This is a genomic window from Pontibacter sp. Tf4 (genome assembly GCF_014212495.1).
GTDB lineage: Bacteria > Bacteroidota > Bacteroidia > Cytophagales > Hymenobacteraceae > Pontibacter.
In genome coordinates this window covers 432,162-455,256 of the sequence record NZ_JACKZC010000002.1, presented here as the reverse complement: position 1 = coordinate 455,256, position 23,095 = coordinate 432,162, and the positions used below count along the sequence as shown (strand labels likewise).

Genomic DNA, 23,095 nt, shown 5'->3' with positions numbered 1-23,095 from the left:
AACTATGCTTCAAACTATAGACCGGCCGCAGCCAACCGAATATCCGCAGGTTTATCAGACCTACATAAGCCAGTTACCTGAAGAAGGAGATGTACTCACCTTGCTGGAACAACAGGCAACAGAGCTACATAGCTTGATGGATGGGATGGATGAAAAACGCGCTGAAGAAGCTTACGCCGAAGGAAAATGGACCATTAAAGAGCTGCTGCAGCACATGCTGGACTCTGAGCGGGTATTTGCTTACCGGGCTCTGTGCTTTGCGCGCGGCGAACAGGCTTCGCTGCCTGGTTTTGACGAGAACACCTATGCCGCTAACTCTCATGCCAACGCCCGGACGCTTCAAAACCTGCTGGAAGAATACGATAACGTCCGTAAATCGAACCTGTATCTGTTTCGCAGCTTTACTCCCGAGGCCCTGGATACAACCGGCACTGCCAACGGAAAGCCTGTTACAGTGCGCGGCTTAATTCATGTAACGGCCGCCCACGAACGGCACCACCTCAACATCCTGAAAGACCGCTACCTGAAACTATAGTTCTACCAAACTATAAAAGGTGAAGGCCGCAGCTATATTTAGTGCGGCCTTCACCTTTTTAACTTCCAAACTTTCTAACTATAGCAGTTCATTTGCCAGGTTGGCCAGCTCAGAGCGCTCTCCTTTCAGAAGGGTGATATGCGCATAAAGCGGGTGATTCTTAGCACGATCGATCAGGTAAGATAAACCATTGCTTTGAGAGTCGAGGTACGGGGTGTCGATCTGGTAAATGTCGCCTGTAAAGATGATCTTGGTGTTCTCGCCGGCCCGTGAGATAATGGTTTTTACCTCATGCGGGGTCAGGTTCTGGGCTTCATCCACTATAAATATGATGTTGGATAAGCTACGGCCGCGGATATAAGCCAGTGGCGTGATCACCAGTTTCTCAAGATCAACCATGTCTCGTATCTTCTGATATTCCTTGCTGTTTTCGACGTACTGGTTCTGTATGTATTTCAGGTTATCCCAGAGCGGCTCCATGTACGGGTTGAGCTTCGATTTTATGTCGCCTGGCAGGTAACCTATATCTTTGTTGCTGAGCGGTACCACCGGCCTTGCCAGGTAGATCTGCTTATAGTCGCGGCGCTGCTCCAGTGCGCTTGCCAGTGCCAGCAGGGTTTTACCTGTACCAGCCACGCCTTGAATAGAAACTAACTTGATGTCGGGGTTCAGGAGTGCGTGCAGGGCAAAGGCCTGTTCTGCATTGCGGGGCTTTATCCCGAAGGCATTGTTCTTATCAACCCGCTCCAGTAGTTTCTCCGACGCGTTGTAATAAGACAGCACTGAGTTCTTAAAGCTTTTCAGAATGAAGTAGTGGTTGTCCAAAGGGGGAGTTGGCAGGATCTTATCAACTTCACAAACGCCTTTCTCATACAGGTCGTTTATCAGGTTGGCAGGTACGTTCTCTACGGTATCGTTGCCAGTGTACAGGCCGGCTACATCCTGTATCTTGCCGGTCTCATAGTCTTCAGAGTTCAGGTTAAGGGCGCGGGCCTTCAGGCGCAGGTTTATGTCTTTGGTTACCAGTACTACTTTGCGGTCGGGCTGTTCCTGCTGTATCAGCAGCGCCGAGTTCAGTATATGATGATCGTTCTTGTCGCCGAATACTTTCACAGCATCCAGGTTTACGCTTTCGTTCATCACAACCCGGAAGCTGCCTTTGGTCTTGCCATTTAGTGGTATCCATTCCTGTAGTTTGTGCTCTGCCGACAGCTTATCTATGAACCGGATGAATTCCCGGGCTTCAAAGTTCTTGATGTCGTTGCCTTTCTTAAAGTTGTCGAGTTCTTCCAGCACTGTTATCGGTATGGCCACGTCGTGTTCCTCAAAATTCTGGATAGCGCTATGGTCGTAGAGGATAACCGAGGTATCGAGCACAAACACTTTGCGGTCGGTTGGTTTTATAGTTTTACCGTTGGCTTTGGCAGTTCGTACGCGGCTGGCTGTTTTGGTAGTTGCTTCGGGTTCGGCTGTTTTCTCTTTTGCGGGTTTTGCAGTTGCTTTTGGCATAAGTGTTTGGTTAGGGGTGAAAACCAAATCTGCCTACCGGAGTGGCAGCAAGTATGGGGTAAGCTCTGGTATAGTTAGGCGAGCTACTATAGTATTGTACGTTGATGCGAAGGCGAGGGTGAAGTCAATTATAGACTTTTTGCTATAGTCAGCGGGCAGAATTTTTATAACGTGAAACGTTCAGTTTGCAGGGTGTTAAGAATGAGGTGATTATGCATAACTAAAAGTTTAGTTATTGAGTAAAATAATTATTACCTTAGATGTAAGAACCCACCTGAACCTATAACTATAGCTGACTATGAAAAGAATATTCTGCCTGCTGCTTTTAATATTACCTGTTTTAGCCCAGGCACAGCAAAAAGACAAAACGGAACAAGCCGAAAAATTTAAGCTTAAACGCTGGTACCTGCCTTTTCAGGTAAATGCCTTTGACCGGCAGCAGGAGTACCATGGCCGCTGGAAATTATACACGGTCGACGGGAAAGGGTTGGTAAGAAACGGGCGGTTCAGGCATGGGCACGAAGTAGGCACCTGGCGTTACTATTACCCCAACGGCAAACTGTTTATGAAAGAGAAGTATATGCGCAACTCACCGGTAATTAAAGTATGGCGCTACTACGAGAACGGCAAGCTGGCCAAGGCAGGACCCGCTAAATACTATAATACTGCCACTATAGCGCATTATTACTGGGAAGGAGAGTGGCAGGTGTACGACGAACAGGGCAACTATAGCCACACCGAAACTTACATTAAAGGCAACCTGCTAAACTATAAGCATTAGCTTAGTGTATAGTAATCTTCCTTTTCCTTGTCGTGCAGGCGCAGGTAGCCATGTATTACCAGTTTTACCAGTATGCGGTGTGCGCGCCTTTCTGACAGGTTGGCTGCTTTCATGTACTGTTTTAGGGTAAGGCGGGGCTGCTTCTGCAGGAGTTCCAGGGCTGCATTCTCGTGGCGGTCCAGGGGCAGGCGCTCAAACTGAGGGCCCTCATGCTCCAGCACTTTGTTCACCATTTTACTGGTTTGCACGCTTGTATCTTTTACCCGCACATAGCCGCGCCAGTCGTCGTCTTTTACTTTGGCAAAGTGTGGCTTGTGGCGGCTTTCAGCTATCGTTACTTTCAGGATGGTATGGTGCTCGGCTTCCAGTTCTTCGTAGGTAAGGGCAACGGGTGGGTCGCAGTAAAAACTGGCTGCCAGCTGCAGGGTGTGTTTTTCTTCCTCGGGGTCTATGCCGCAAATGGTGCCGTTGTCTTTTATACCTATCAGGATCACGCCGCCGCGTGTGTTGGCAAACGATACAAGGGTGCGGGCTATTTTTTCGGGCTGGGTTACCCGTTGCTTAAAGTCTACCTGGTCGTTTTCGCCCTCCCAGATCAGGCGCTGGAGTTCATCCATAGTTCTCTTTAAAATCTGTCGCTGCCGGGGTGCAGGCAGGTGTGGTATTTCTGTTTCTACGGAAAGGCTCTGCGTACAGCCATAAAAAAAGCGGGCTCGTGGGGCCCGCTTTCCGTTATTTTATAGCGCTACCTTAGAAAGGCAGATCGTTATCAGCATCAGAAGAATAGAAAGTAGGGGCCTGTGCAGGTGCAGAAGCAGGAGCACCGCCAAAGTTACCGCCCGCATTGGCAGCTTCCAGTCGCCAGGCCTGCAGGTTTGTAAAGTACAGGGTTTCACCGTTCTTCACGAATGGCTTGCCGCTTAGGTTAAATGTTACTTTTACTTCCTGGCCTTTCTGGAACTGGTCCAGCAGGTTGCATTTGTCCTGGGTTAGCTGGAACTTGGCGTATTGGGTATAAGAACCATCCGGAATCTCAAGCACGAACTCGCGCTTTCTGAATTTATCACTTACCTGGTTTTCCGCGAAGATCTCGTGCAGTTTTCCTTGGATATCAAACGACATAATTTCTGTATTTTTAGCTAATTAATTAAAAACAAAGATACTAAAAATAAGGTTTACACGGTGTATTTTCTGATGCAAAACCAGCACTTTTTTTGCAAACTATAGCCGCTGCCAAACTGTGCCCGTACTGCGCCGTAAAGTAAACTAATATATCAAAACGTAGCATACATGAGTGATTTTTCGATTGCGATACATGGCGGTGCCGGTACAATTACCCCGGCATCGATGACACCCGACCTGGAACAGAAGTACAAAGCCGCTCTCCGGAATGCCCTTGAAAAAGGGGCGGGTATTCTGAGTAAAGGTGGCACTGCCTTAGATGCTGTGGAGCAGGCTGTGGTGGTGCTGGAAGATACCCCGCTGTTTAATGCCGGCAAAGGTTCGGTCTTCACCAAACATGGCCAGCACGAAATGGATGCTGCTATTATGTGCGGTAAAACCCTGCAGGCCGGGGCAGTAGCCGGCGTGCAGAGCATACGTAACCCCATACGCCTGGCCGCGGCCATTATGCAGTACTCCGACCATGTGTTTATGAGCGGCCATGGCGCCGAGGAATTTGCCCGCAAACAGAACCTTGAATTTGCCCCGGAAGAATACTTTTTTGACATGCTGCGCTACAAGCAATGGAGCGAGGTGCGCGACTCCGATATATTTATGCTGGACCACACGGCCGGCGACGAAAAGTTCGGGACTGTAGGCGCAGTGGCCATGGACCAGCACGGCAACCTGGCTGCCGCTACCTCTACCGGCGGCATGACCAACAAAAACTATAACCGCATCGGTGATACTCCTGTAATAGGAGCCGGCACGTATGCCAATAATCATACCTGTGCTGTTTCGTGTACCGGCCATGGCGAGTATTTCCTGCGGGCGGTGGTGGCCTACGATGTGTCCTGTTTAATGGAGTACAAAGGCTATAGTTTGCAGGAAGCCTGCCAGACCGTGGTGATGGATAAACTGGTACGCCTCGGTGGTGAAGGAGGACTTATTGCCGTGGACCGTGCCGGAAACGTGGCGATGCCATTTAACTCGGAGGGAATGTATCGCGCCTGTGTAACCAACCGCTCTGATGCCCGCATTGCCATATACAAGGATAAAGTGCCCGAAGTGAGCCAGAAACTATAGTTACAACCGCTGTGAAGGCTGCAGGTTGCCGTGTTTCAGGGCTTCTTCGTCTTTAAAGAACTCGCGCGTCTCTATGTTATAGATGTTGCCTTTGGCCAGTACATGCATCTGCAGGTTTTCTATAGATACAGGTCTGCCGGGTTCTACATCGTGCACATTGGTATAGCCTATATTGTGCCCATCCATTATCACAACCAGGTTAGAGCCGATCGTTTCTATCAGTTCCCCTTCAGTTATCAGTACACCGGTATCTTCGCCAAGGCCAATGCCTATAGTTTTGGGGTGGCTGGCAACAGCTTCCATCAGGCGCCCGAAACGGCTGCGTACTACAAAATGAGAATCGATGATCACCCCGTCGACCAGGCCCAGACCATGCGATACTTTTACGGCGCCGCGCAGTAACGATTCGGTAGGGCTGCCCCCTTTTATCATGATCCGGGACATGGCCATGGCGCCGGCGCTGGTTCCTGCAATCACAAATTCTTCCTGCTGGTAGCGCTGCTTCATAATGTCCAGGAACTCGGTGCCGCCAAATATCTGGGTCAGGCGCGATTGGTTACCTCCGCTCATCATAATGCCATCCGCATTGCGCAACCGTTCCAGGTACTCTGGTTTCAGGGCATCTTCTTCTGTTTTAATATGCATGAGCCGGGCATTGTCCGCGCCCAGAATACCGAAGGCGCTCATATAGCGCTCGCCAACTTCTTCCGGAATCAGCGAGGCCGTGGTAATAACCTCAACGTGCGGGTTGGCCGCAGGCATTTCCTGCAGGAACCGCTTTAAAATGCCAAGCTCAAAAAAATCAAGGTAATACTTCTTCTTCGACTTCGGATTAGGGTAGGTTCCTTTGTCTTCGTTTCCGCCTACTGCTATCAGCTTTCCTTTAGGTTTCTCCACAGTTTCGTTCTATTGTTGATGCTATTTTAAACTATAGGTGCCGCCATTTTCAGGCAAACAACTATCCAACTTTACCGTTCTGGCACATTTTCGTTGCAAAACAGCCCGTAAAAGTATAGCAGAGGCTGTGCAATAAAACTATAGCCAGTTGAAGTTAGCTAAATCCGGTATATGAAAAACGTTATATATAATATGTTGTAGATTAAGTATAAGTATGTTTTAGCTAAATTAAATTATAAAATTTTTTAACCCTTGCCGGGGTGGCACGTATAGTAAGTCCACAAGCTCGCAAGAGATTTGTATGACGCTAAACCTTTCCAAGCTATGAAACTAAACAACTTAGAGGATCTGCTGATCCACGAACTGAAAGACATTTACAGTGCAGAACATCAGATCACGAAGGCGCTGCCTAAAATGATCAAGGCTGCTTCATCAGAAAAACTGAGAGCCGCTTTTGAAGAGCACCTGAAAGTGACAGAACAACAGATCAAACGCCTCGACGATGTATTTAAAATGATGGGCAAAAAGGCCAGCTCTGAGCACTGCAAGGCCATGGAAGGCATTATTAAAGAATGCGAATCCATGATGAGCGAGCGGGCAGATAAAAGTGTGATGGATGCCGCCCTGATTGCCTGCGCCCAGCGCGTGGAGCATTACGAGATAGCAGCCTATGGCACTGTTTGCACCTACGCCAAGCAACTTGGCCTTACAGATGTAGAAAAGCAACTGGGCATAACACTGGATGAAGAGAAGACAACCGACCAGAAACTGACCATGATTGCAGAGCAGGCTGTGAACTTACGAGCAGAACGCTGATAACTGCAAAGACATAAACTCTGTTGTTTCGCCGAGCTCCCCAAGCAGGTCAGAAAGCCACAGAGTCCTTATAAAAGAAGCCCGGTCTTTATTGGCCGGGCTTCTTCTTTTGCTATAGTTCTGGAGGTTGCTACTTCAGCATTTCATCCAGGGTAACCGTAGAAACAGCGTGGTAATTTGGTCTGGCTTTGGCGTAAATGGCCAGGGCTTTCTTTTTACCTTCCGGCGTAGCGATCAGCGCTTTATAGATCGGCACTAAAAACTTACGGCGTCCCACATTGGTCAGGAACGTTTCGAGGGCTTTGTCGGCGGTCGTATAGTTGTTGTTGATGGCATGGATGAACCAGCCTGCCAGCACCTCGGAGTTCCCCGAATTGGTGAAATTAAAGGCTTTGTCCAGCTCCTGTAGCTGCTGCTGGCTCATCTGTTTTGGCAGAAGGCGTATAAAATGCAGCCACTCGTGGCTCGACCAGTCTTTGGTGTTGAGCTGTGCGGCCGGCTTTCCGTTTTTCCAGGCCTGGTAACTGGCTTCTACCTGTGCAAAGCGTTCCGAAGTTGGTTTTACATGGTTCTCAGGCAGGCCAGGGGAGAATACCCACCCTTCAATGTTTATTTTCTCGGCCAGTTCTTCATCGCCTTTTATCAGCTCTTTGCGCAGAAAATCCAGGAACTTGTCGGTGGTAGTGGTCTGGAAGGCGAAGGTGTTGAAGTACTTGTTCACAAACGCATCAAATTTTTCGCGGCCAACAGCCATCTCGATGTGGTCCAGGAACAGGTTTCCTTTTTCGTAGGCAATATCTGTTAAGCCATCGTCCGGGTCACGGCCTTCCAGGTCCAGTTTCAGGCGGGTATCTTCGCTCTCAGCACCCAGTTCTTCAATGGTATTCTGCAGGTCCTGGTAGCCCAGCACATTCAGCATATCGGCATAAGGTTTTCCGTAGAGCTCTTCCATAATGCGGCGTTCAAAATAAACGGTAAAGCCTTCGTTCAGCCAGAAATCGTTCCAGGTGGCGTTGGTTACCAGGTTACCGCTCCAGCTATGGGCCAGCTCATGCGCAATAAGGCTTGTCAGTGATCTGTCTTTGGCCAGTACGGTTGGCGTTACAAAGGTCAGGCGCGGGTTTTCCATGCCCCCGAACGGGAACGACGGTGGCAGCACCAGCAGGTCGTAGCGGTCCCAGCGGTATTTTCCATAAATCTTTTCGGCGGCTACCAGCATTTTGTCCATTTCAGCAAACTCGTAGGCGGCTGCATCTATAGTTGCCGGCTCGGCATAAATACCTGTGTTCGGACCTACTTCCCTGAAAGCCATATCGCCAACCGAAAGCGCCATCAGGTACGAAGGGATCGGCTGCTGCATCCGGAAACTATAGCTGCCGGTATTATTTTTCTGCTGCGGGTTCTCGGCACTCATTACGGCCATCAGTTCCTTAGGCACCTGCACGGTGGCGTTATAGGTAATGCGTATGCCCGGGCTGTCCTGTATCGGGATCCAGGTGCGGGCAAGGATGGCCTGCGATTGCGTGAAGAGGAACGGATATTTTTTGCCGGCTGTCTGCTGCGGGTTAAGCCACTGCAAAGCGGCCGCATCCGGAGATGTTTTATAAACTATAGTTACACGCTTTGTCTCCGGTTTTATAGTTACATAGAGCGGCTGGCCAAGGTATTTATCTGTTTCGCCTAACCGGAAGGTGGTCTCTTCTTTGTTATCGCCGATGTACACTTTCTCGATCTCCAGTCCGCGGGTGTCAAAAATGATCTCGTTGCCTTTGGCCAGGTTCTCAATGTCGTAGCTGGCAGTACCGGCTATCGTTTTGGTATCAAAGTTCACGGCAATGTCCAGGTCCAAGTGGCGGGCTACGGCTTTGGTGGGCTCTGCATAGCTGTGCACATCTTCTGATACCTGGTTCTGCGCCTGTTGTTCAGTTGTCATAGTTTCGGTGGTTGTGTTGGTTTGGGTGGTACAAGCGGGCAGGCAAAGGCTTCCGGCCAGTCCTAGCCCAAGTAAATATTTCTGATAAGGGTTCATACGTTGCAATTTGCTTTAAAGGGTAAGTTAAGGATTTCCGGGCAACCACAAAAACCAGACCCCGAACTACAGGGCCACAGGCAGGTTTGCCAACACAACTATAGTTATAGTGGCGGCATTGGTCATAACTTTTTAATTAAAGTAGGAGTACATAAAGTTGAATCATCTAAAATTAAACTATAGTAGTGTTTGTAATTGTATTAAAATAAGATAGTTGTTAAACTATAGATACCTGAGGCACTACCTGGCTTAAAATCCGAAGCACATGAACCCTTATATTTTTAAACGCACCTTTTTATACCTCACCGCGCTGGTACTGCTATCTGGTTTAGCTGCCTGCAACAAAACCGGCAAAGAAGGAGGTGATACCAGTTTAGGCGATGTACTGGGCATAAAAGACCTGCCGCAGACCACCACCGACAGCCTCTATATTAAAGGTTTTATCAGTGAAAAGCCTGAATTTAAACCATACGCCGACCTGATGTACCTGTTCTACGGCGACCGCGACTACCAACTGGCCTGGTTCCGGGATAACAAACTGGTGCCGGAAGTAGACAAGTTTTTAACGACCATGAAGAATGCCACCAGAGAAGGCCTGGACCCAAAAAAGTATAACGTGGCCGACCTGGAGGGCATGCTGAAGCGCTACGATGAAATGGATGGGCAGGACTCTACCCGGCTGGACCTGCAGGAACAGCTGGATGTTGCCCTAACAGCCACCTATTTCGACTATGCCTCAGACTTTTACCGTGGTCGGGTAAACCCTGCCGAAGTAGGCTCTATTGACTGGAATGTGAAGCGTAACAAGATAAAGCTGCACAAGGCCCTGCAAACTATTCTTAAAGAAAGAGAAAGCACTTACCCGTATTACGAGTTTGAGGCCCTGCACAAAGGCTACACCGACCTGCGCGATGTGTTGCAGAAATACCGTGCCCTGCAGGAGAAAGGCGGCTGGCAGAAAGTAGAGCTTGGCAAACGCAAAATGCTGCAGAAAGGCGACACGGCTACTGCGGTACTGCAATTGCGTAAACGCCTCAACCCGGGGCAGCCCATAAACGTGAATGACCCGAAAATGCGCCTTTTTGATGAAGGGCTTGTAGCGCAGGTAAAGAAGTTTCAGGCGCTGCACGGACTGGACCAGGACGGGAAAGTTGGCGGCAATACCTTGCGGATGATGAATGTACCCATCGAAGACCGCATTCAGCAGATCATGATGAACATGGAGCGCTGGCGCTGGATCCCAAAACGCCTGGTACCGAAGAGCCTGGATCAGAAATACATCTGGGTGAACATACCGGAGTATAAACTATACATTTACGAAGACCCTAACAACGACCCCGAAGCCGAGCGTGCTTATAAAAAAGTGTATGAGATGCGCGTAGTAGTAGGGAAGGAGCTGAACTCAACCCCGATCTTCAGCGATAAAATGGAATACGTGGTACTGGCACCTTACTGGAACGTGCCCAACAGCATCGTAGAAAAGGAAGTGAAGCCACAGATGCTGAGCGGATCCAATTACCTGGAGCGCAACAATATGGAGATCGTGACAAAAGAGAAGAATCCGAAGCCGGTTTCGCCTTATGATATTGACTGGGCCAGCGTTACGGAAAAGAACTTTCCGTACATGGTGCGCCAGCGCCCGGGTGGCAAAAATTCGTTGGGCGATGTGAAATTCCTGTTCCCGAACCAGTATAGTGTGTACCTGCACGACACGCCGGCCGATGCCCTGTTTAACCAGACAGAGCGCGGTTTCAGCCATGGTTGCGTAAGACTGGAGAAACCAATGGACCTGGCAAAATATGTACTGCAGGATATGCCGGAATGGACAGACCAGCGCATTCAGGAAACGATAGCTGCCGGCGAAGAGACCTGGATCACATTACCGAAACAGATTCAGGTGTACCTGGTATATTTTACGAGCTGGGTGGATGAAGAAGGCAATGTACACTTCCGGGATGACATTTACGGCCATGATAAAAAGTTAGCCAAGGAGTTTTTTGGCTAAGCCTTATGCAAAACAGATGAAAAGAGCAGCCTACATACCTTTTCTGCTGGCCTTACTGACTGCCGCCTGTAACTCCGGTGCACCTGAAACGGTGATTACACTGGACGAAAACCAGACCGATAGCGCAACCGCTACTATAGAAGAAATTCCGGACTCAACCCTGCAGCCCGTCGTGGCTATTACCCTGAAGGCGCTTGGTGATACTTTGCCGGAAGTGCGCTTTGACCAGGATACGCTACTGATCCCTGCTGATGCCCTGATTGAGCTGAAACTGATAAACGAAGGCACTGACCTGAACATGGTCCATAACTTTGTAGTAACAACGAAAGACAAATACAAGGAAGTAGCACTGGCCGGTGCCGCCGTAGCATCGCCGGGGAACTACGTACCTAAAAGCAAAGATGTGCTGGTTGCCACGCCGCTCGCACTTCCGGGCCAGACCGTAAACTATGAATTTAAGGCGCTCCCCGTTGGTGTCTATAGTTACGTATGCACATACCCCGACCACTGGCATACCATGCATGGTACCCTTATTGTAAAAGAGTAAATCTCACAGAAGTCCTCAAACAAGAAACGCCGCACCCACGCAAAAGGGGAGCGGTGTTTTTCTTTTTGCTATAGGTATAACTATAGCTAAAGTACAAAACTATAGTTTGCAGCTGGCTATGGTCATTCAAGCCAGTCCAAACTATAGCGGTCGTGCCATAACTATAGGTTATAGTGTCAGTAAACTATAGTTGCGATAGAACCTTATAAGGTGTTTAAAACAAGCATTTTAGCCTTTTGTGGATAACTCGGTTTATCCACATAGCGCTTTTAAAAGCATGACATTGTGGCACTCAAAGGTGTTTGAGCTTATTTTCTGGAAATCATGTAGTTATCCTTGATAGAACTATAGCTATAGGTTAGATGCCAGCGGGGAAGATGAATTTGAGCGATGTGAACTATAGTTTACAAATGTATATACAAATGTAAACTATAGTTGTAAACTGATCTATTTATTATTATATGGCGTTGTAAATAAACTTGTTATACTTAATAGGTAAAGCTATAGTTTACTTAAAGACTTGATTATAATTTATAGTAGGCTTGCGTTAATAGATTGGTTTGTTACATTTGTAACTGGCAAATGCATACACTTTATGATAGAGAGGATCAGGCAATTAATGGAGCATTTAGGGCAGAGCAGTTCTCAGTTCGCTGATTCGATGGAAGTGCCCCGTGCCGTATTAAGCCATATCATGAGTGGGCGGAACAAGCCAAGCCTGGACGTGATAATCAAGCTGTTGGCAAAGAACGAAGAGGTAAACCCGAACTGGTTGCTGCACGGCAAAGGCGAGATGCTAATGAAAGTAGCAGAAAATTCAGTTCCAGAATCAGCATCCAAAGCAGCAGATGTGGCCCATCCGAGAGAACCAGTAGCAAAACCTGATATTTCAGAGAGTACCGCTAAAGTACAAAATGATCCGTTTCCTGAAATGCCATTACCTCCACCGTACGTAGGTAAGAAGATAAAGCAGGTGATCCTGATCTATACAGATAATACTTTTACAGCCCTCAGCCCGGAGCAATAGGCTTAGTTGTTCAGCCTGTTACATACTTTTTAGCCGTAAATACCTGAAACATAAAGCATACAAATCACAGCGTTTCGGAATGTTTCTGAAATAAAGCGTGTTGCTGTCATTGAATTATAGTGCGAATGTTTACATTTACAGCACGATTCAGATTAGTATGATGAAATTTTCAGCGCCAGATTGTCAAAACTGTCCTACCCGGAAGTTTTCCCTGCTTGGTACGTGCAAAGGGCATGAGCTCGAAGACGTAAGTGCTACCAAATCCTGCTTCACGTTTAAAAAAGGCCAGGTTATCTTTCATGAAGGAACCCGTCCGTCGGGGCTGCACTGCATTAGTACCGGCAAAGTAAAGGTTGCCAAAATGGGCAGCGACGGTAAGGAACAGATCGTGCGTCTGGCTAAACCTGGCGATGTGGTGGGCTATAGAGCACTGCTGGCCGACACCAATTACTCTGCTTCGGCTGTGGCGTTGGATGATGCTGTAGTATGCTTTATTCCGAAAACCCAGTTCCTGGAACTGATCGCCACAAACAATGATTTCTCGAACGGATTGATGAAGCTGTTTTCGAGAGCGCTGGGTGAGGCAGAAGAACGGGTGGTGCAGATGGCCTACAAACCGGTACGTGAGCGCCTGGCTGAAGCACTGTTACTTTTACAGAAAACCTATCATTTACAGGACGGTGAGGACAAGTTCACAATCTCTATTTCGCGCGAGGACCTGGCATCTATAGTTGGTACAGCCAAAGAAACAACTATACGCCTGCTTTCAGAATTCAAAGATGAGCAGATCATCACTACAAAAGGCAGCAGCATCACTATCCTTGACCCAGATAAACTGTTCAAGATCTGTCACCTGTACGATTAGGCTGGCATAAACTATAGCAAAAACAAAAGGCAGGCTCATAAAAGCCTGCCTTTTCTGTTATAGTATGGCGAACCATACTACCTAACACTTATACTAAACTAAAAACTAAAACACCTTCTTTTCCGGGGCCATCCAACTATAGGATCGGCGGTTGTTACGTCGGCCTCTTTCTTTCCTTAGCTAAGTTTTAGCTCTCTTCCGGCTGTTGTAACGATACAAATGTCGGCTATTTCAGCAACTATAAGCACTGACAAGTATCAGCTCCAAAACTGACACTTGTCATCCTTTGCGGTCTGGCGGCAATCTACCTTTGCATCAAACCATAAAAAAGAAAATTGAGATGGAAGCCGCACTCCAAACCAATGTTCAGGCATGCTACCATTGCGGGGATTCCTGCGAGGATGAGCTTATAGTTGCACACGACAAGGCTTTTTGCTGCACCGGGTGCAAAACTGTTTACGAACTCCTGGAAGAAAATAACCTCTGTAATTACTATAACTTAGAAGAGACCCCGGGCATAACCGGTAAAAAGCCTGTTTCCGAAGCACGCTTTGCCTATCTCGACGATGCCGGTGTAGAAGCACAGCTGATCAGCTTCAAAAGCGACAATATCTGCAAGATCACCTTTTACATTCCGCAGATGCACTGCAGCTCCTGTATCTGGCTGCTGGAAAACCTGTTTAAGCTGAACCCGGGTATTTCGGAAACTACTGTAAACTTCCTGCGCAAGGAAGTCTCCCTGACCTATTTTCACCAGAAAACCACGCTGCGCGATGTTGTAACCCTGCTGGCACGCATTGGCTATGAGCCTGAAATTACGCTGGCTAACACCGATGGCAAGAAAACCAGCAAGCCCAGCCGGACGATCATCTATAAATTAGGGATAGCTGGTTTTGCTTTTGGTAATGTTATGCTGCTGGCCTTCCCAGACTATGTGGACTTTACACAAGGTCTGCAGCGCACGTTTGGCTCCTTCTTTGGCTACCTGAGCATTCTGCTTTCCATACCTGTATTTTTCTATAGTGCGCGTGGCTTTTTCACGTCAGCCTGGGAAGGTATCAAACAGCGCATGGTCAACATCGACCTGCCTATTTCAACCGGCTTGCTGGCACTGTTCTTTACATCCATCTTCGACATCGTCACAGGGCGTGGTCCCGGTTACCTCGACTCGTTTACAGGCTTGGTGTTTTTCATGCTGATCGGTAAATACTTTCAGCAGCGCACTTTCGATAGTCTGTCTTTCGACCGTGACTATACATCTTATTTCCCGGTATCTATTACGGTGCTGAAAGAGGATGGCGAAGAGTCGTCTACAGCTGTACGAAACCTTAAAGTAGGAGACCGTATCCGTATTCGTAACCAGGAGCTTATCCCTGCTGATGCCATACTGCTGCACGGCCGCGCCATGATAGACTATAGTTTCGTGAGTGGGGAGTCGGAGCCTGTTGAGAAGGTAGTAGGGGAAGTGATCTATGCCGGTGGCCGACAGGTAGGAGAGAGCATCGAAATGGAAGTGGTGAAGGAAGTTTCGCAAGGCTACCTGACACAACTATGGAACGATACAGTCTTTAACAAGAACGAAGAGCACAACCTGCACACTTATTCTAACATAGCTGGCAAGTGGTTTATTATAGTTACCATGTTGGTAGCAGCCGGCGCGCTTATTTACTGGGTACCCCGCGATATGGACATGGCCATGAAAGCCTTCACATCCGTGTTGATCATTGCCTGCCCTTGTGCGCTGTCGCTGGCTACGCCGTTTGTGCACGGGCACACCATGCGCGTGTTCGGCCGCAACAAGTTCTATCTCAAAAATACGGCTGTAGTTGAGCGCCTGGCTAAAATCGATACAGTGGTATTCGACAAAACCGGCACCCTGACCGAGCCAAGTGAAGCTGAGCTTAGTTATACCGGCAAAGAATTAACAGAATCCCAAAATCAAGCCGTACTATCCGTGCTGCGCCACTCCACACACCCACTCAGCCAACGCATCAGTCAGGGTATAAGTGGTACCGCTTTGGAAGTGGCAGATTTTAAAGAGATTACCGGCAAAGGACTGGTAGGCGAAGTAAACGGTATGCTGGTACGTGTGGGTTCTGCAGCTTACCTGGGCGTGCCCGCCGAAAAACAGAAAGATACCCTTAAAACAACTGTGTATGTATCCATAGATGGTGTGGTGCTGGGTTACTATACTTTCTATAACGTGTACCGCCAGGGGCTGCAGCAGGTATTGCAGGGCCTGAGCGATAAGAAGATAGCTGTTCTGTCCGGAGATAATGACCACGAAGAGGCACGCCTGAGAGAACTGCTTGGCAAGGAAGCCGAGCTCAACTTCAACCAGTCGCCGGTACAGAAGCTGGAGTACATACAACAGCTGAAAACGCAGGAAAACCGACAGGTACTGATGGTAGGCGATGGCCTGAACGACGCGGGAGCCCTGAAGCAAAGCGATGCCGGTATTGCCCTGAGCAACAGCGTTACCAACTTCTCACCATCCTGCGATGCCATTCTGGATGCAAGCGCTTTCGACAGGTTGAGCACCTTCCTGAAGTTCTCCAAAACAACTATGACCCTGATACTCCTGACTTTTGCGGTATCGCTGGTGTACAATGTGATTGGGTTAACTATGGCTGTGATGGGGCTGTTTACACCAATCGTTTCTGCCATCCTGATGCCGATCAGCACACTGAGCGTGATGACCTTCGCGACACTATCCGTGAAATACGCCGCCAGAAAAGCAGGCCTCTGATCTAATTACTAATTCATAATTATTAATTAATAATTAAATAAAATGTATATCATCTTTTTAATGATCGCGGTGAGTGTAACCGTGGCAGCTGCTTTTCTGGGAGCTTTCCTGTGGGCTGTTCGCTCCGGCCAGTACGACGACGACTATACGCCGGCTGTGCGCATGCTTTTCGATAACGAGACCACACCACCAAAATCTAAGCCTGCAGCCGATAAGGAAGCAAAATAGCGGAACATAGCTGATATGTATCACCTGCCCGAATGACCTACGTCATCTTTTCCCGGGCTGTACATGCAGAAATTTGTATCCATAATTCAGAAAAAACACAAACAATAGCAACACTTAAACAAAATGGAGGACACCGCACATGTCAACTAATGTAGCCGAAGTCTTAGAAAATGCGCCCGACCGGGTTGTGCCGAAGGGCACGGACAAGGGCATGACCGACACGTTCTTTTATGACAATAAGATCGTTCGGGATTTTGGTATAGCCACCGTGTTCTGGGGCATTGCCGGTATGCTTATAGGCGTGATCATCGCGTTCCAGCTGGCAAACCCTGATATGAACATGGGAACGCAGTACACTACTTTTGGTCGTGTAAGACCGCTGCACACCAACGCTGTAATTTTTGCCTTCGTGGGTAACGCCATTTTTATGGGGGTTTATTACTCGCTGCAGCGTCTTTGCAAAACCCGTATGTATTCAGACCTGCTCAGTAAGATCAACTTCTGGGGTTGGCAGCTGATCATTGTTGCTGCGGTTATCACGCTTCCGCTGGGTATGACTACTTCAAAAGAGTATGCTGAGCTGGAGTGGCCGATCGATATTGCCATAACCCTGATCTGGGTTGTATTTGGCTGGAACATGTTTGGTACGCTGGCCAAGCGCCGCGAGCGACACATGTATGTTGCCATCTGGTTCTATATTGCTACATTCTTAACAGTAGCCGTGCTGCACATCGTGAACTCGTATGAGATGCCGGTTAACCTGTTCAAGAGCTACTCTGGTTATGCAGGCGTGCAGGATGCGCTGGTACAGTGGTGGTATGGCCACAACGCGGTTGCGTTCTTCTTAACTACTCCGTTCCTGGGCCTGATGTACTACTTCCTGCCTAAGGCCGCTAATCGTCCGGTTTATTCCTACAGATTATCTATTATCCACTTCTGGTCGCTGATCTTCATCTATATCTGGGCTGGTCCGCACCACTTGCTTTATACATCATTGCCTGACTGGGCACAGTCGCTGGGTGTGGTATTCTCCGTAATGCTGATCGCTCCGAGCTGGGGTGGTATGATCAACGGTTTGCTTACACTGCGTGGCGCCTGGGATAAAGTAAGAGAAGAGCCGATCCTGAAATTTATGGTAGTGGCGATCACTGCTTACGGTATGGCTACCTTCGAAGGCCCGATGCTGTCGCTGAAGAACGTGAACGCTATTGCCCACTTTACTGACTGGATCGTAGCACACGTACACGTAGGTGCCCTTGGCTGGAACGGCTTCCTGACCTTTGCCATGCTGTACTGGTTATTCCCGCGTCTTTACAAAACACAACTATACTCTAAGAAGCTGGCCAACGCGCACTTCTGGTTAGGTACACTGGGTATCCTGTTCTATGCTATTCCTATGTACTGGGCAGGCTTTACACAAGGCCTGATGTGGAAACAGTTCACTGCTGAAGGTACACTACAGTATTCTAACTTCCTGGAAACAGTGCTGCAGATCGTGCCGATGTATTACCTGCGTGGTATTGGTGGTGTGTTATACCTGAGCGGTGTGTTCCTGATGGTGTACAACCTGGTGAAAACAGTTAAGTCTGGCAGCCTGGTTGCGAACGAGAGAACAGAAGCACCTGTTATAGTGCCTACAGTATCCAAGAACGCAGGTCACTGGCACTCCTGGATCGAGAAACGTCCGACACAAATGGCCATCTGGGCAACTGTTGCTATCCTGATTGGTGGTCTGGTAGAATTTATCCCGGCTTTCGTGATCAAATCGAACGTGCCAACTATAGCCAGCGTGAAGCCTTATACTTCCCTGGAACTGCAGGGCCGCGACCTGTACATTAAAGAAGGTTGCGTTAACTGCCACACCCAGATGGTTCGTCCGTTCCGTTCCGAAACCGAACGATATGGAGAGTACTCCAAAGCAGGCGAGTTCGTGTACGATCATAACTTCCTGTGGGGCTCCAAGCGTACCGGTCCGGATCTGCACAGAGTGGGAGGTAAGTATCCGAACTCATGGCACTACCACCACATGATGGACCCAACTTCTATGTCTCCGGGCTCTATTATGCCGGCTTACCCATGGTTGTTTGAGCAGGAGATTGACCAGAGCACAACAGAAGACAAACTGCGCGTGCTGAAGCAACTGGGTGTTCCTTATGAAGATGAATACATCGCTAATGCCAATGAGGAGCTGATGAAGCAGGCAAACAAAGTAACTGCTGACCTGGCGAAAGAAGGCATCGAAGTAAAACCTGAGAAGGAGATCGTGGCTCTGATCGCTTACCTGCAGCGCCTGGGAACAGATATTAAAGTGAAGGAAGAAGTTGTTGAAGAATAGATTTTAGACGCTAGATTTTAGACAATAGACCTTAAAGCCTTACTGTATAAAATCTAGCATCTAACTACTAATAGCTAAAATCTAAAATTATGTATAAGAATGTTTTGCAAGCCATAGACGGCATCGAAATATATCCGCTTATCTCATTTACCATCTTCTTTGTGTTTTTCCTGGGGCTACTGTTATATGTTGCCCTGATGGATAAAAAGCATGTGCAGGTAATGAGCAGCATCGCGTGCGGAGACGAAACTGAAGACACCACTCTTGAAGTCCCAAAACAATGATTTCGCTAAAGAAAATAATTACGAAAAGCAGCCTGGTCTTAGTGGCTGGTCTGCTGCTGGCTGGCTCACCGGCTGTTCAGGCACAGGATGCGGTAGCAGGTAAAGCGATATTTGAAGGCAACTGCGCGGCATGCCATAGCATAGATGCCGATGTAGTGGGGCCTGCGCTGAAAGATGCACACAAGCGACGCGGCGAAGAGTGGCTCATAAAGTTCATCAAAAACTCCCAGGAACTGGTGCAGGCCGGCGATAAAGATGCGGTAGCCCTGTTTGAGAAGTTCAACAAAGTGCCGATGCCAGCCTTCGGTACGTCGCTTTCTGATGACGATATCAAGAACGTAATCGCTTTTATTACCGAGGAAAGCGAGAAGCCGGCTGCAGTTGCTGAAGCCCCGGTTGCGCAGGCAGCAGATTCAACAGCAGCTACCGCAGAGGTGAAGGATGTAGCCTTTATGGACCTGCCACCTATGCTGCACTTTACATTTATTCTTGCTGCAGTAATCATTCTGCTGATGGTGCTGGTAGTGGTGATCATGTTCCGCCTGTTCATTCCGATGATGGGGGACACCATATACGATGAAGACTTCCGTAGCTCTTTTGCCGGACGTGTTTACTTCCTGATGCGCGGCGACGCCACACTGGTTACAGGCAAGGCGAAAGACGAGATCCACAGCCACCACGATTTTGATGGCATACAGGAATACGACAACGACCTGCCACCTTGGTGGAAGACCATGTTCTATGTAACTATAGTTTTCGCGGTTGGCTATATGCTGCACTTCCACGTGTTTAAAACCGGTGCGCTACAGACCGAAGAATATGAGATGGAAATGCAGGAGGCTGCTCTGATCGCTGCTAAAAACGTGGATGATCCGAATGCCCCGACCAACTTTGAAGTTCTTACGGATGCAGCAGCACTGGAGTCTGGTAAGTCCATCTTCAGTACGAACTGCGCCGCCTGCCACGGCCAGGAAGGGCAAGGTACTGTAGGTCCTAACCTGACAGACGAGTACTGGCTGCACGGCGGTGATGTGAATGCCATCTTTAAAACAGTGAAGTATGGCGTACCAGCCAAAGGCATGGTTCCATGGCAAGGCAAACTGACCAAAGACCAGATGCTGGAAGTATCCAGCTACATTCTGAGCCTGCAGGGCACAAACCCGGCCAACGCCAAAGAGCCACAAGGTGAAAAAATGTAATCCGAATTTTCTGCAATGATTGATAAAGAAATAGCAGGTTCCTGATGTAAAGGGCCTGCTATTTTCTTTTCAGGCAGACCAGGAGGTATACTGACCAGAATCACCTGCTAATATGACCAGCGTCATCTTTTACCAGATGGTGTTTTCTGACTTTTGTAAAAGTAAATTTTAGGATAGTGTGAAGAATTGAGAAGGAAACACACCGCAATATTCACTCATTCAGTTATTCAAAATTTTAAACGGGGCAGGATTAATATCCGCACAAATTAAACTGCCATGGCAACTAAAATTAAACCAACCGATGAATTTCGGGACCACATTTCGACTGTGGATGAACAGGGTAAGCGCATTTGGGTATACCCTAAAAAGCCGAAAGGCAAACTCTATAGTTATCGTAAGTATGTTAGCTATTTACTGTTAACACTGCTTTTTGCCGGACCTTTTATAAAGGTGAACGGGCTGCCGCTGCTCATGCTTAACGTGGTGGAGCGCAAGTTCGTGATCTTTGGCGTACTGTTCTGGCCGCAGGATTTCTTTATACTGGTACTGGCTTTCCTGGCAGTGGTAGTATTCATAATTCTTTTTACGGTAGTGTACGGGCGTATTTTCTGTGGATGGATCTGTCCGCAAACTATTTTCCTGGAGATGGTTTTCAGGAGAATAGAGTATGCCATTGAAGGAGACTACACCAAACAGCGGGCACTTGACAAAATGCCCTGGAACAGGGAGAAGATTCTGAAGAAAGGCGCTAAAACTGCTGTATTCTTAGCTATCTCCTTTCTTATTTCCAATCTGTTCCTTGCCTATGTGATTGGCATTGAGGAGCTGCAGAAAATTATAGTGGAAGGGCCGCTGAATCATTTGGTAGGCTTCGGTACTTTGCTCGTTTTTATGGGCGTATTTTACTGGGTGTTTGCCTCTTTCCGGGAACAGGTTTGTACGATAGTTTGCCCTTACGGCCGACTGCAGGGCGTAATGCAAGACAAGAAAACGCTGGTGGTAGCCTATGACTATAGCCGCGGCGAGCCTCGTGGCAAACTAAGAAAAGGGCAGGAGCGAACCGAGGGCGACTGTATTGATTGTAACCAGTGCGTGCAGGTCTGCCCAACCGGTATCGATATCCGGAACGGTGCCCAGCAACTGGAATGCATAAACTGTACGGCCTGCATCGATGCCTGCAACGACATCATGCGCATGATCGACAAGCCGGAAGGTCTGATCCGTTACGAGTCGGAAGAGGCGATTGAGACGGGTAAGAAATGGACGTTCTTTACTTCAAGGGTAATGGGGTATACGGCTGTGTTACTTGTGCTTATAACAGCACTAACCACACTGCTGCTAACCCGCGATGAGGCCGAAGCAACTATACTGCGCACGCCGGGCCAACTATACCAGAAAACTGAGCAGGGGAACATCAAAAACCTGTACAATATTTCTGTTATCAATAAAACCAACCACGAAATGCCGCTTACCTTAAAGCTGATAGGCAAAGAGGGAACTATAAAAGTGGTAGGTAGCGAACTGATGCTGCCAGCACAGGGCATTGTGGAAGGTGTGTTCTTTGCAGAAATGGCCAAGGACCAACTGACCGGGATGAATTCGGAAGTGGAGATCGGGGTATATCACGGAGATGAGCTGATCACGACCACCGAGACCAAGTTCCTGGGGCCGGCAAACTAAATAACGGCTTCGTTCAGAAGTAGTAGAAACAATGAATTGGAGTGCTGTAAAAAGCGGCAATCTAAAACCAGCAATCAAGATGAAATCAACAGATAAAAATAAAAGCTTCACCTTATGGCCTTATGCTATAGTTGTTGCTATGGTTTGTTTTATGGCCTACATCGCCATGTTTGTGTACAAAGCCATGAACCAGGATGTGGACCTTGTAAGCAAAGATTATTACCAGCAGGAAATACAGTACCAGGACCAGATAGATAAAGTACGCCGCACCCAGGCCCTGGGCGATGTAATGCTGGACTATAGAAGCACCGATAAAACCATACTGCTGCAGATGCCTGCAACCTACCAGGGCATGAACCTGAGCGGCACGATCACGATGTTCCGTCCGTCGGACGACAGCATGGATAAGCAGGTACCCTTGCAGTTGGGCCGCGACCAGAGCCAGCTGTTAGAAGTGAACGACCTGGAGAACGGGCTATGGAAAGTGCGGGTGAACTTTACAGATGGTAAAGAGACCTATTATTCAGAGAAAACGATACAAATAAAATAGCCATGATCTGGGCAGGTTTTATTTTCGGATTAGTTGGTAGTTTTCATTGCGTCGGGATGTGCGGCCCTATAGCAATGTCTCTACCCTTTGTCGGGAGCACCGGCTGGCGGTATTATGCCGGCCGGCTCCTGTACAATAGCGGCAGAATCGTAACGTATGCCTTGCTTGGGGCACTGGCCGGTGCCTTTGGCGAATCGCTGCAGATGGCTGGCTTACAACAAACTGTCTCTATTATTTCTGGCATTCTGATATTGCTGCTGCTGGTATTGCCGGTAACGCTTAAAGGCAGATCAGCAACTATACTGGGCACAGATAGACTCATGAACTGGGTACGCCGCAGACTGGGTTACTATTTTCAGCAGAACTCCCTCAGCTCCCTTTTTATGGTGGGCCTGCTGAATGGCTTGCTGCCCTGCGGTTTTGTTTATATTGCCCTGGCGGGTGCTATAAGTGCGCCGGGTGTTGGCGGAGCCATGCTGTACATGGCACTTTTTGGGTTGGGTACTTTTCCGCTTATGTTCCTGGTGTCTTTATCCGGCAAACTGATTAGCTTGAAAATGCGCAGCATGTTTAACAGGGCGGTGCCTTATGTGGGCATGGTGCTGGCCGTACTATTTATTGTGCGTGGTTTAGGGTTGGGTATACCGTATCTTAGCCCAAAGATAGCAGAAACCACTGCTCACCATACTGAAATGAGTTGCCACTAAGCCTTTTAAAGGGTTCATAGAGGCACATTATGTACTATTTTTTTGAAAACAAAAGCAGGTACTCAGTCGGGTACCTGTTTATGTTTGGTGCCTTTTCTAAACTGA

At 48.3% G+C, this 23,095-nt stretch carries 21 protein-coding genes; 16 read left to right on the top strand and 5 right to left on the bottom strand.

Annotation, left to right across the window (positions count from 1 at the left end; genetic code table 11):
- Window positions 1-4 precede the first annotated feature (4 nt).
- Window positions 5-535, top strand: coding sequence for a DinB family protein (locus H7F15_RS04935; RefSeq protein WP_185195835.1), 531 nt, complete (start codon window positions 5-7; stop codon window positions 533-535).
- 78 nt (window positions 536-613) lie between these two features.
- Here H7F15_RS04935 and H7F15_RS04930 read toward each other — a convergent pair whose 3' ends face one another.
- Complete coding sequence (locus tag H7F15_RS04930; protein WP_185195834.1) at window positions 614-2,044, bottom strand: PhoH family protein; 1,431 nt, start codon at window positions 2,042-2,044, stop codon at window positions 614-616.
- Window positions 2,045-2,342: 298 nt separating this feature from the next.
- Here H7F15_RS04930 and H7F15_RS04925 point away from each other — a divergent pair, with 298 nt between their 5' ends.
- The gene (locus H7F15_RS04925) at window positions 2,343-2,825 is read left to right on the top strand and encodes a hypothetical protein (RefSeq protein ID WP_185195833.1); all 483 of its coding nucleotides are present in this window, start codon (window positions 2,343-2,345) and stop codon (window positions 2,823-2,825) included.
- On the opposite strand, the gene H7F15_RS04920 is transcribed toward H7F15_RS04925, so the two are convergent.
- A complete protein-coding gene (locus H7F15_RS04920) occupies window positions 2,822-3,442 on the bottom strand; it encodes a helix-turn-helix domain-containing protein (RefSeq protein ID WP_185195832.1) in 621 nt (206 codons plus the stop codon). The two genes, H7F15_RS04925 and H7F15_RS04920, sit on opposite strands and share 4 nt — an antisense overlap.
- Before the next feature lie 133 nt (window positions 3,443-3,575).
- A complete protein-coding gene (locus H7F15_RS04915) occupies window positions 3,576-3,947 on the bottom strand; it encodes a DUF3127 domain-containing protein (RefSeq protein ID WP_185195831.1) in 372 nt (123 codons plus the stop codon).
- Window positions 3,948-4,115: 168 nt separating this feature from the next.
- On the opposite strand from H7F15_RS04915, the gene H7F15_RS04910 reads away from it, so the two are divergent.
- The gene (locus tag H7F15_RS04910) at window positions 4,116-5,072 is read left to right on the top strand and encodes an isoaspartyl peptidase/L-asparaginase family protein (protein WP_185195830.1); all 957 of its coding nucleotides are present in this window, start codon (window positions 4,116-4,118) and stop codon (window positions 5,070-5,072) included.
- On the opposite strand, the gene H7F15_RS04905 is transcribed toward H7F15_RS04910, so the two are convergent.
- Window positions 5,073-5,969, bottom strand: a complete 897-nt coding sequence (locus tag H7F15_RS04905) for a cyanophycinase (protein ID WP_185195829.1) — start codon at window positions 5,967-5,969, stop codon at window positions 5,073-5,075. It lies immediately after the preceding gene.
- 324 nt (window positions 5,970-6,293) lie between these two features.
- Here H7F15_RS04905 and H7F15_RS04900 point away from each other — a divergent pair, with 324 nt between their 5' ends.
- Window positions 6,294-6,785, top strand: coding sequence for a ferritin-like domain-containing protein (locus H7F15_RS04900; protein WP_185195828.1), 492 nt, complete (start codon window positions 6,294-6,296; stop codon window positions 6,783-6,785).
- A 130-nt stretch (window positions 6,786-6,915) separates the two neighbouring features.
- Here H7F15_RS04900 and H7F15_RS04895 read toward each other — a convergent pair whose 3' ends face one another.
- Window positions 6,916-8,814, bottom strand: a complete 1,899-nt coding sequence (locus H7F15_RS04895) for a M1 family metallopeptidase (protein ID WP_255481090.1) — start codon at window positions 8,812-8,814, stop codon at window positions 6,916-6,918.
- 265 nt (window positions 8,815-9,079) lie between these two features.
- On the opposite strand from H7F15_RS04895, the gene H7F15_RS04890 reads away from it, so the two are divergent.
- The 12 genes from H7F15_RS04890 (at window position 9,080) to H7F15_RS04835 (ending at window position 22,990) form a co-directional block, all read left to right on the top strand.
- Entirely contained in the window at window positions 9,080-10,819 is a 1,740-nt protein-coding gene (locus tag H7F15_RS04890) for a murein L,D-transpeptidase (RefSeq protein WP_185195827.1), read from the top strand.
- Between the two features lie 16 nt (window positions 10,820-10,835).
- Window positions 10,836-11,366: a plastocyanin/azurin family copper-binding protein gene (locus H7F15_RS04885; RefSeq protein WP_185195826.1), complete on the top strand. Its 531-nt coding sequence runs from the start codon at window positions 10,836-10,838 to the stop codon at window positions 11,364-11,366.
- 595 nt (window positions 11,367-11,961) lie between these two features.
- Window positions 11,962-12,393, top strand: coding sequence for a helix-turn-helix transcriptional regulator (locus H7F15_RS04880; RefSeq protein ID WP_185195825.1), 432 nt, complete (start codon window positions 11,962-11,964; stop codon window positions 12,391-12,393).
- 157 nt (window positions 12,394-12,550) lie between these two features.
- The gene (locus H7F15_RS04875; RefSeq protein WP_185195824.1) at window positions 12,551-13,258 is read left to right on the top strand and encodes a Crp/Fnr family transcriptional regulator; all 708 of its coding nucleotides are present in this window, start codon (window positions 12,551-12,553) and stop codon (window positions 13,256-13,258) included.
- Between the two features lie 310 nt (window positions 13,259-13,568).
- The gene (locus H7F15_RS04870) at window positions 13,569-16,007 is read left to right on the top strand and encodes a heavy metal translocating P-type ATPase metal-binding domain-containing protein (RefSeq protein WP_255481089.1); all 2,439 of its coding nucleotides are present in this window, start codon (window positions 13,569-13,571) and stop codon (window positions 16,005-16,007) included.
- Between the two features lie 42 nt (window positions 16,008-16,049).
- On the top strand, window positions 16,050-16,235 hold the full coding sequence (ccoS, locus tag H7F15_RS04865; RefSeq protein ID WP_185195823.1) for a cbb3-type cytochrome oxidase assembly protein CcoS: 186 nt from the start codon (window positions 16,050-16,052) through the stop codon (window positions 16,233-16,235).
- A gap of 211 nt (window positions 16,236-16,446) precedes the next feature.
- The gene (gene ccoN, locus H7F15_RS04860) at window positions 16,447-18,570 is read left to right on the top strand and encodes a cytochrome-c oxidase, cbb3-type subunit I (RefSeq protein WP_185195951.1); all 2,124 of its coding nucleotides are present in this window, start codon (window positions 16,447-16,449) and stop codon (window positions 18,568-18,570) included.
- A gap of 89 nt (window positions 18,571-18,659) precedes the next feature.
- Complete coding sequence (locus H7F15_RS04855; RefSeq protein WP_185195822.1) at window positions 18,660-18,854, top strand: hypothetical protein; 195 nt, start codon at window positions 18,660-18,662, stop codon at window positions 18,852-18,854.
- Window positions 18,851-20,053 carry a c-type cytochrome gene (locus H7F15_RS04850; protein ID WP_185195821.1) on the top strand — a complete coding sequence of 401 codons (1,203 nt, stop codon included), beginning with the start codon at window positions 18,851-18,853 and terminating at the stop codon, window positions 20,051-20,053. Before H7F15_RS04855 ends, H7F15_RS04850 begins: the two co-directional genes overlap by 4 nt.
- Before the next feature lie 276 nt (window positions 20,054-20,329).
- Entirely contained in the window at window positions 20,330-21,733 is a 1,404-nt protein-coding gene (ccoG, locus tag H7F15_RS04845) for a cytochrome c oxidase accessory protein CcoG (protein ID WP_185195820.1), read from the top strand.
- 79 nt (window positions 21,734-21,812) lie between these two features.
- Window positions 21,813-22,283 carry a FixH family protein gene (locus H7F15_RS04840; protein ID WP_185195819.1) on the top strand — a complete coding sequence of 157 codons (471 nt, stop codon included), beginning with the start codon at window positions 21,813-21,815 and terminating at the stop codon, window positions 22,281-22,283.
- 2 nt (window positions 22,284-22,285) lie between these two features.
- Window positions 22,286-22,990 (top strand): sulfite exporter TauE/SafE family protein, encoded by a 705-nt coding sequence (locus tag H7F15_RS04835; protein ID WP_185195818.1) that lies wholly within the window; start codon window positions 22,286-22,288, stop codon window positions 22,988-22,990.
- Window positions 22,991-23,095 lie beyond the last annotated feature (105 nt).

Bases quoted from the DNA above. Each gene is read 5' to 3' on its own strand.
- H7F15_RS04935 (WP_185195835.1), top strand. From the start codon at position 5: ATGCTTCAAACTATAGACCGGCCGCAGCCAACCGAATATCCGCAGGTT.
- H7F15_RS04920 (WP_185195832.1), bottom strand. From the start codon at position 3,442: ATGGATGAACTCCAGCGCCTGATCTGGGAGGGCGAAAACGACCAGGTA.
- ccoG (WP_185195820.1), top strand. From the start codon at position 20,330: ATGGCAACTAAAATTAAACCAACCGATGAATTTCGGGACCACATTTCG.
- H7F15_RS04915 (WP_185195831.1), bottom strand. From the start codon at position 3,947: ATGTCGTTTGATATCCAAGGAAAACTGCACGAGATCTTCGCGGAAAAC.
- H7F15_RS04850 (WP_185195821.1), top strand. From the start codon at position 18,851: ATGATTTCGCTAAAGAAAATAATTACGAAAAGCAGCCTGGTCTTAGTG.
- H7F15_RS04875 (WP_185195824.1), top strand. From the start codon at position 12,551: ATGATGAAATTTTCAGCGCCAGATTGTCAAAACTGTCCTACCCGGAAG.
- H7F15_RS04925 (WP_185195833.1), top strand. From the start codon at position 2,343: ATGAAAAGAATATTCTGCCTGCTGCTTTTAATATTACCTGTTTTAGCC.
- H7F15_RS04930 (WP_185195834.1), bottom strand. From the start codon at position 2,044: ATGCCAAAAGCAACTGCAAAACCCGCAAAAGAGAAAACAGCCGAACCC.
- H7F15_RS04900 (WP_185195828.1), top strand. From the start codon at position 6,294: ATGAAACTAAACAACTTAGAGGATCTGCTGATCCACGAACTGAAAGAC.
- H7F15_RS04855 (WP_185195822.1), top strand. From the start codon at position 18,660: ATGTATAAGAATGTTTTGCAAGCCATAGACGGCATCGAAATATATCCG.
- H7F15_RS04895 (WP_255481090.1), bottom strand. From the start codon at position 8,814: ATGAACCCTTATCAGAAATATTTACTTGGGCTAGGACTGGCCGGAAGC.
- ccoN (WP_185195951.1), top strand. From the start codon at position 16,447: ATGACCGACACGTTCTTTTATGACAATAAGATCGTTCGGGATTTTGGT.
- H7F15_RS04840 (WP_185195819.1), top strand. From the start codon at position 21,813: ATGAAATCAACAGATAAAAATAAAAGCTTCACCTTATGGCCTTATGCT.
- H7F15_RS04880 (WP_185195825.1), top strand. From the start codon at position 11,962: ATGATAGAGAGGATCAGGCAATTAATGGAGCATTTAGGGCAGAGCAGT.
- H7F15_RS04885 (WP_185195826.1), top strand. From the start codon at position 10,836: ATGAAAAGAGCAGCCTACATACCTTTTCTGCTGGCCTTACTGACTGCC.
- H7F15_RS04835 (WP_185195818.1), top strand. From the start codon at position 22,286: ATGATCTGGGCAGGTTTTATTTTCGGATTAGTTGGTAGTTTTCATTGC.
- ccoS (WP_185195823.1), top strand. From the start codon at position 16,050: ATGTATATCATCTTTTTAATGATCGCGGTGAGTGTAACCGTGGCAGCT.
- H7F15_RS04890 (WP_185195827.1), top strand. From the start codon at position 9,080: ATGAACCCTTATATTTTTAAACGCACCTTTTTATACCTCACCGCGCTG.
- H7F15_RS04910 (WP_185195830.1), top strand. From the start codon at position 4,116: ATGAGTGATTTTTCGATTGCGATACATGGCGGTGCCGGTACAATTACC.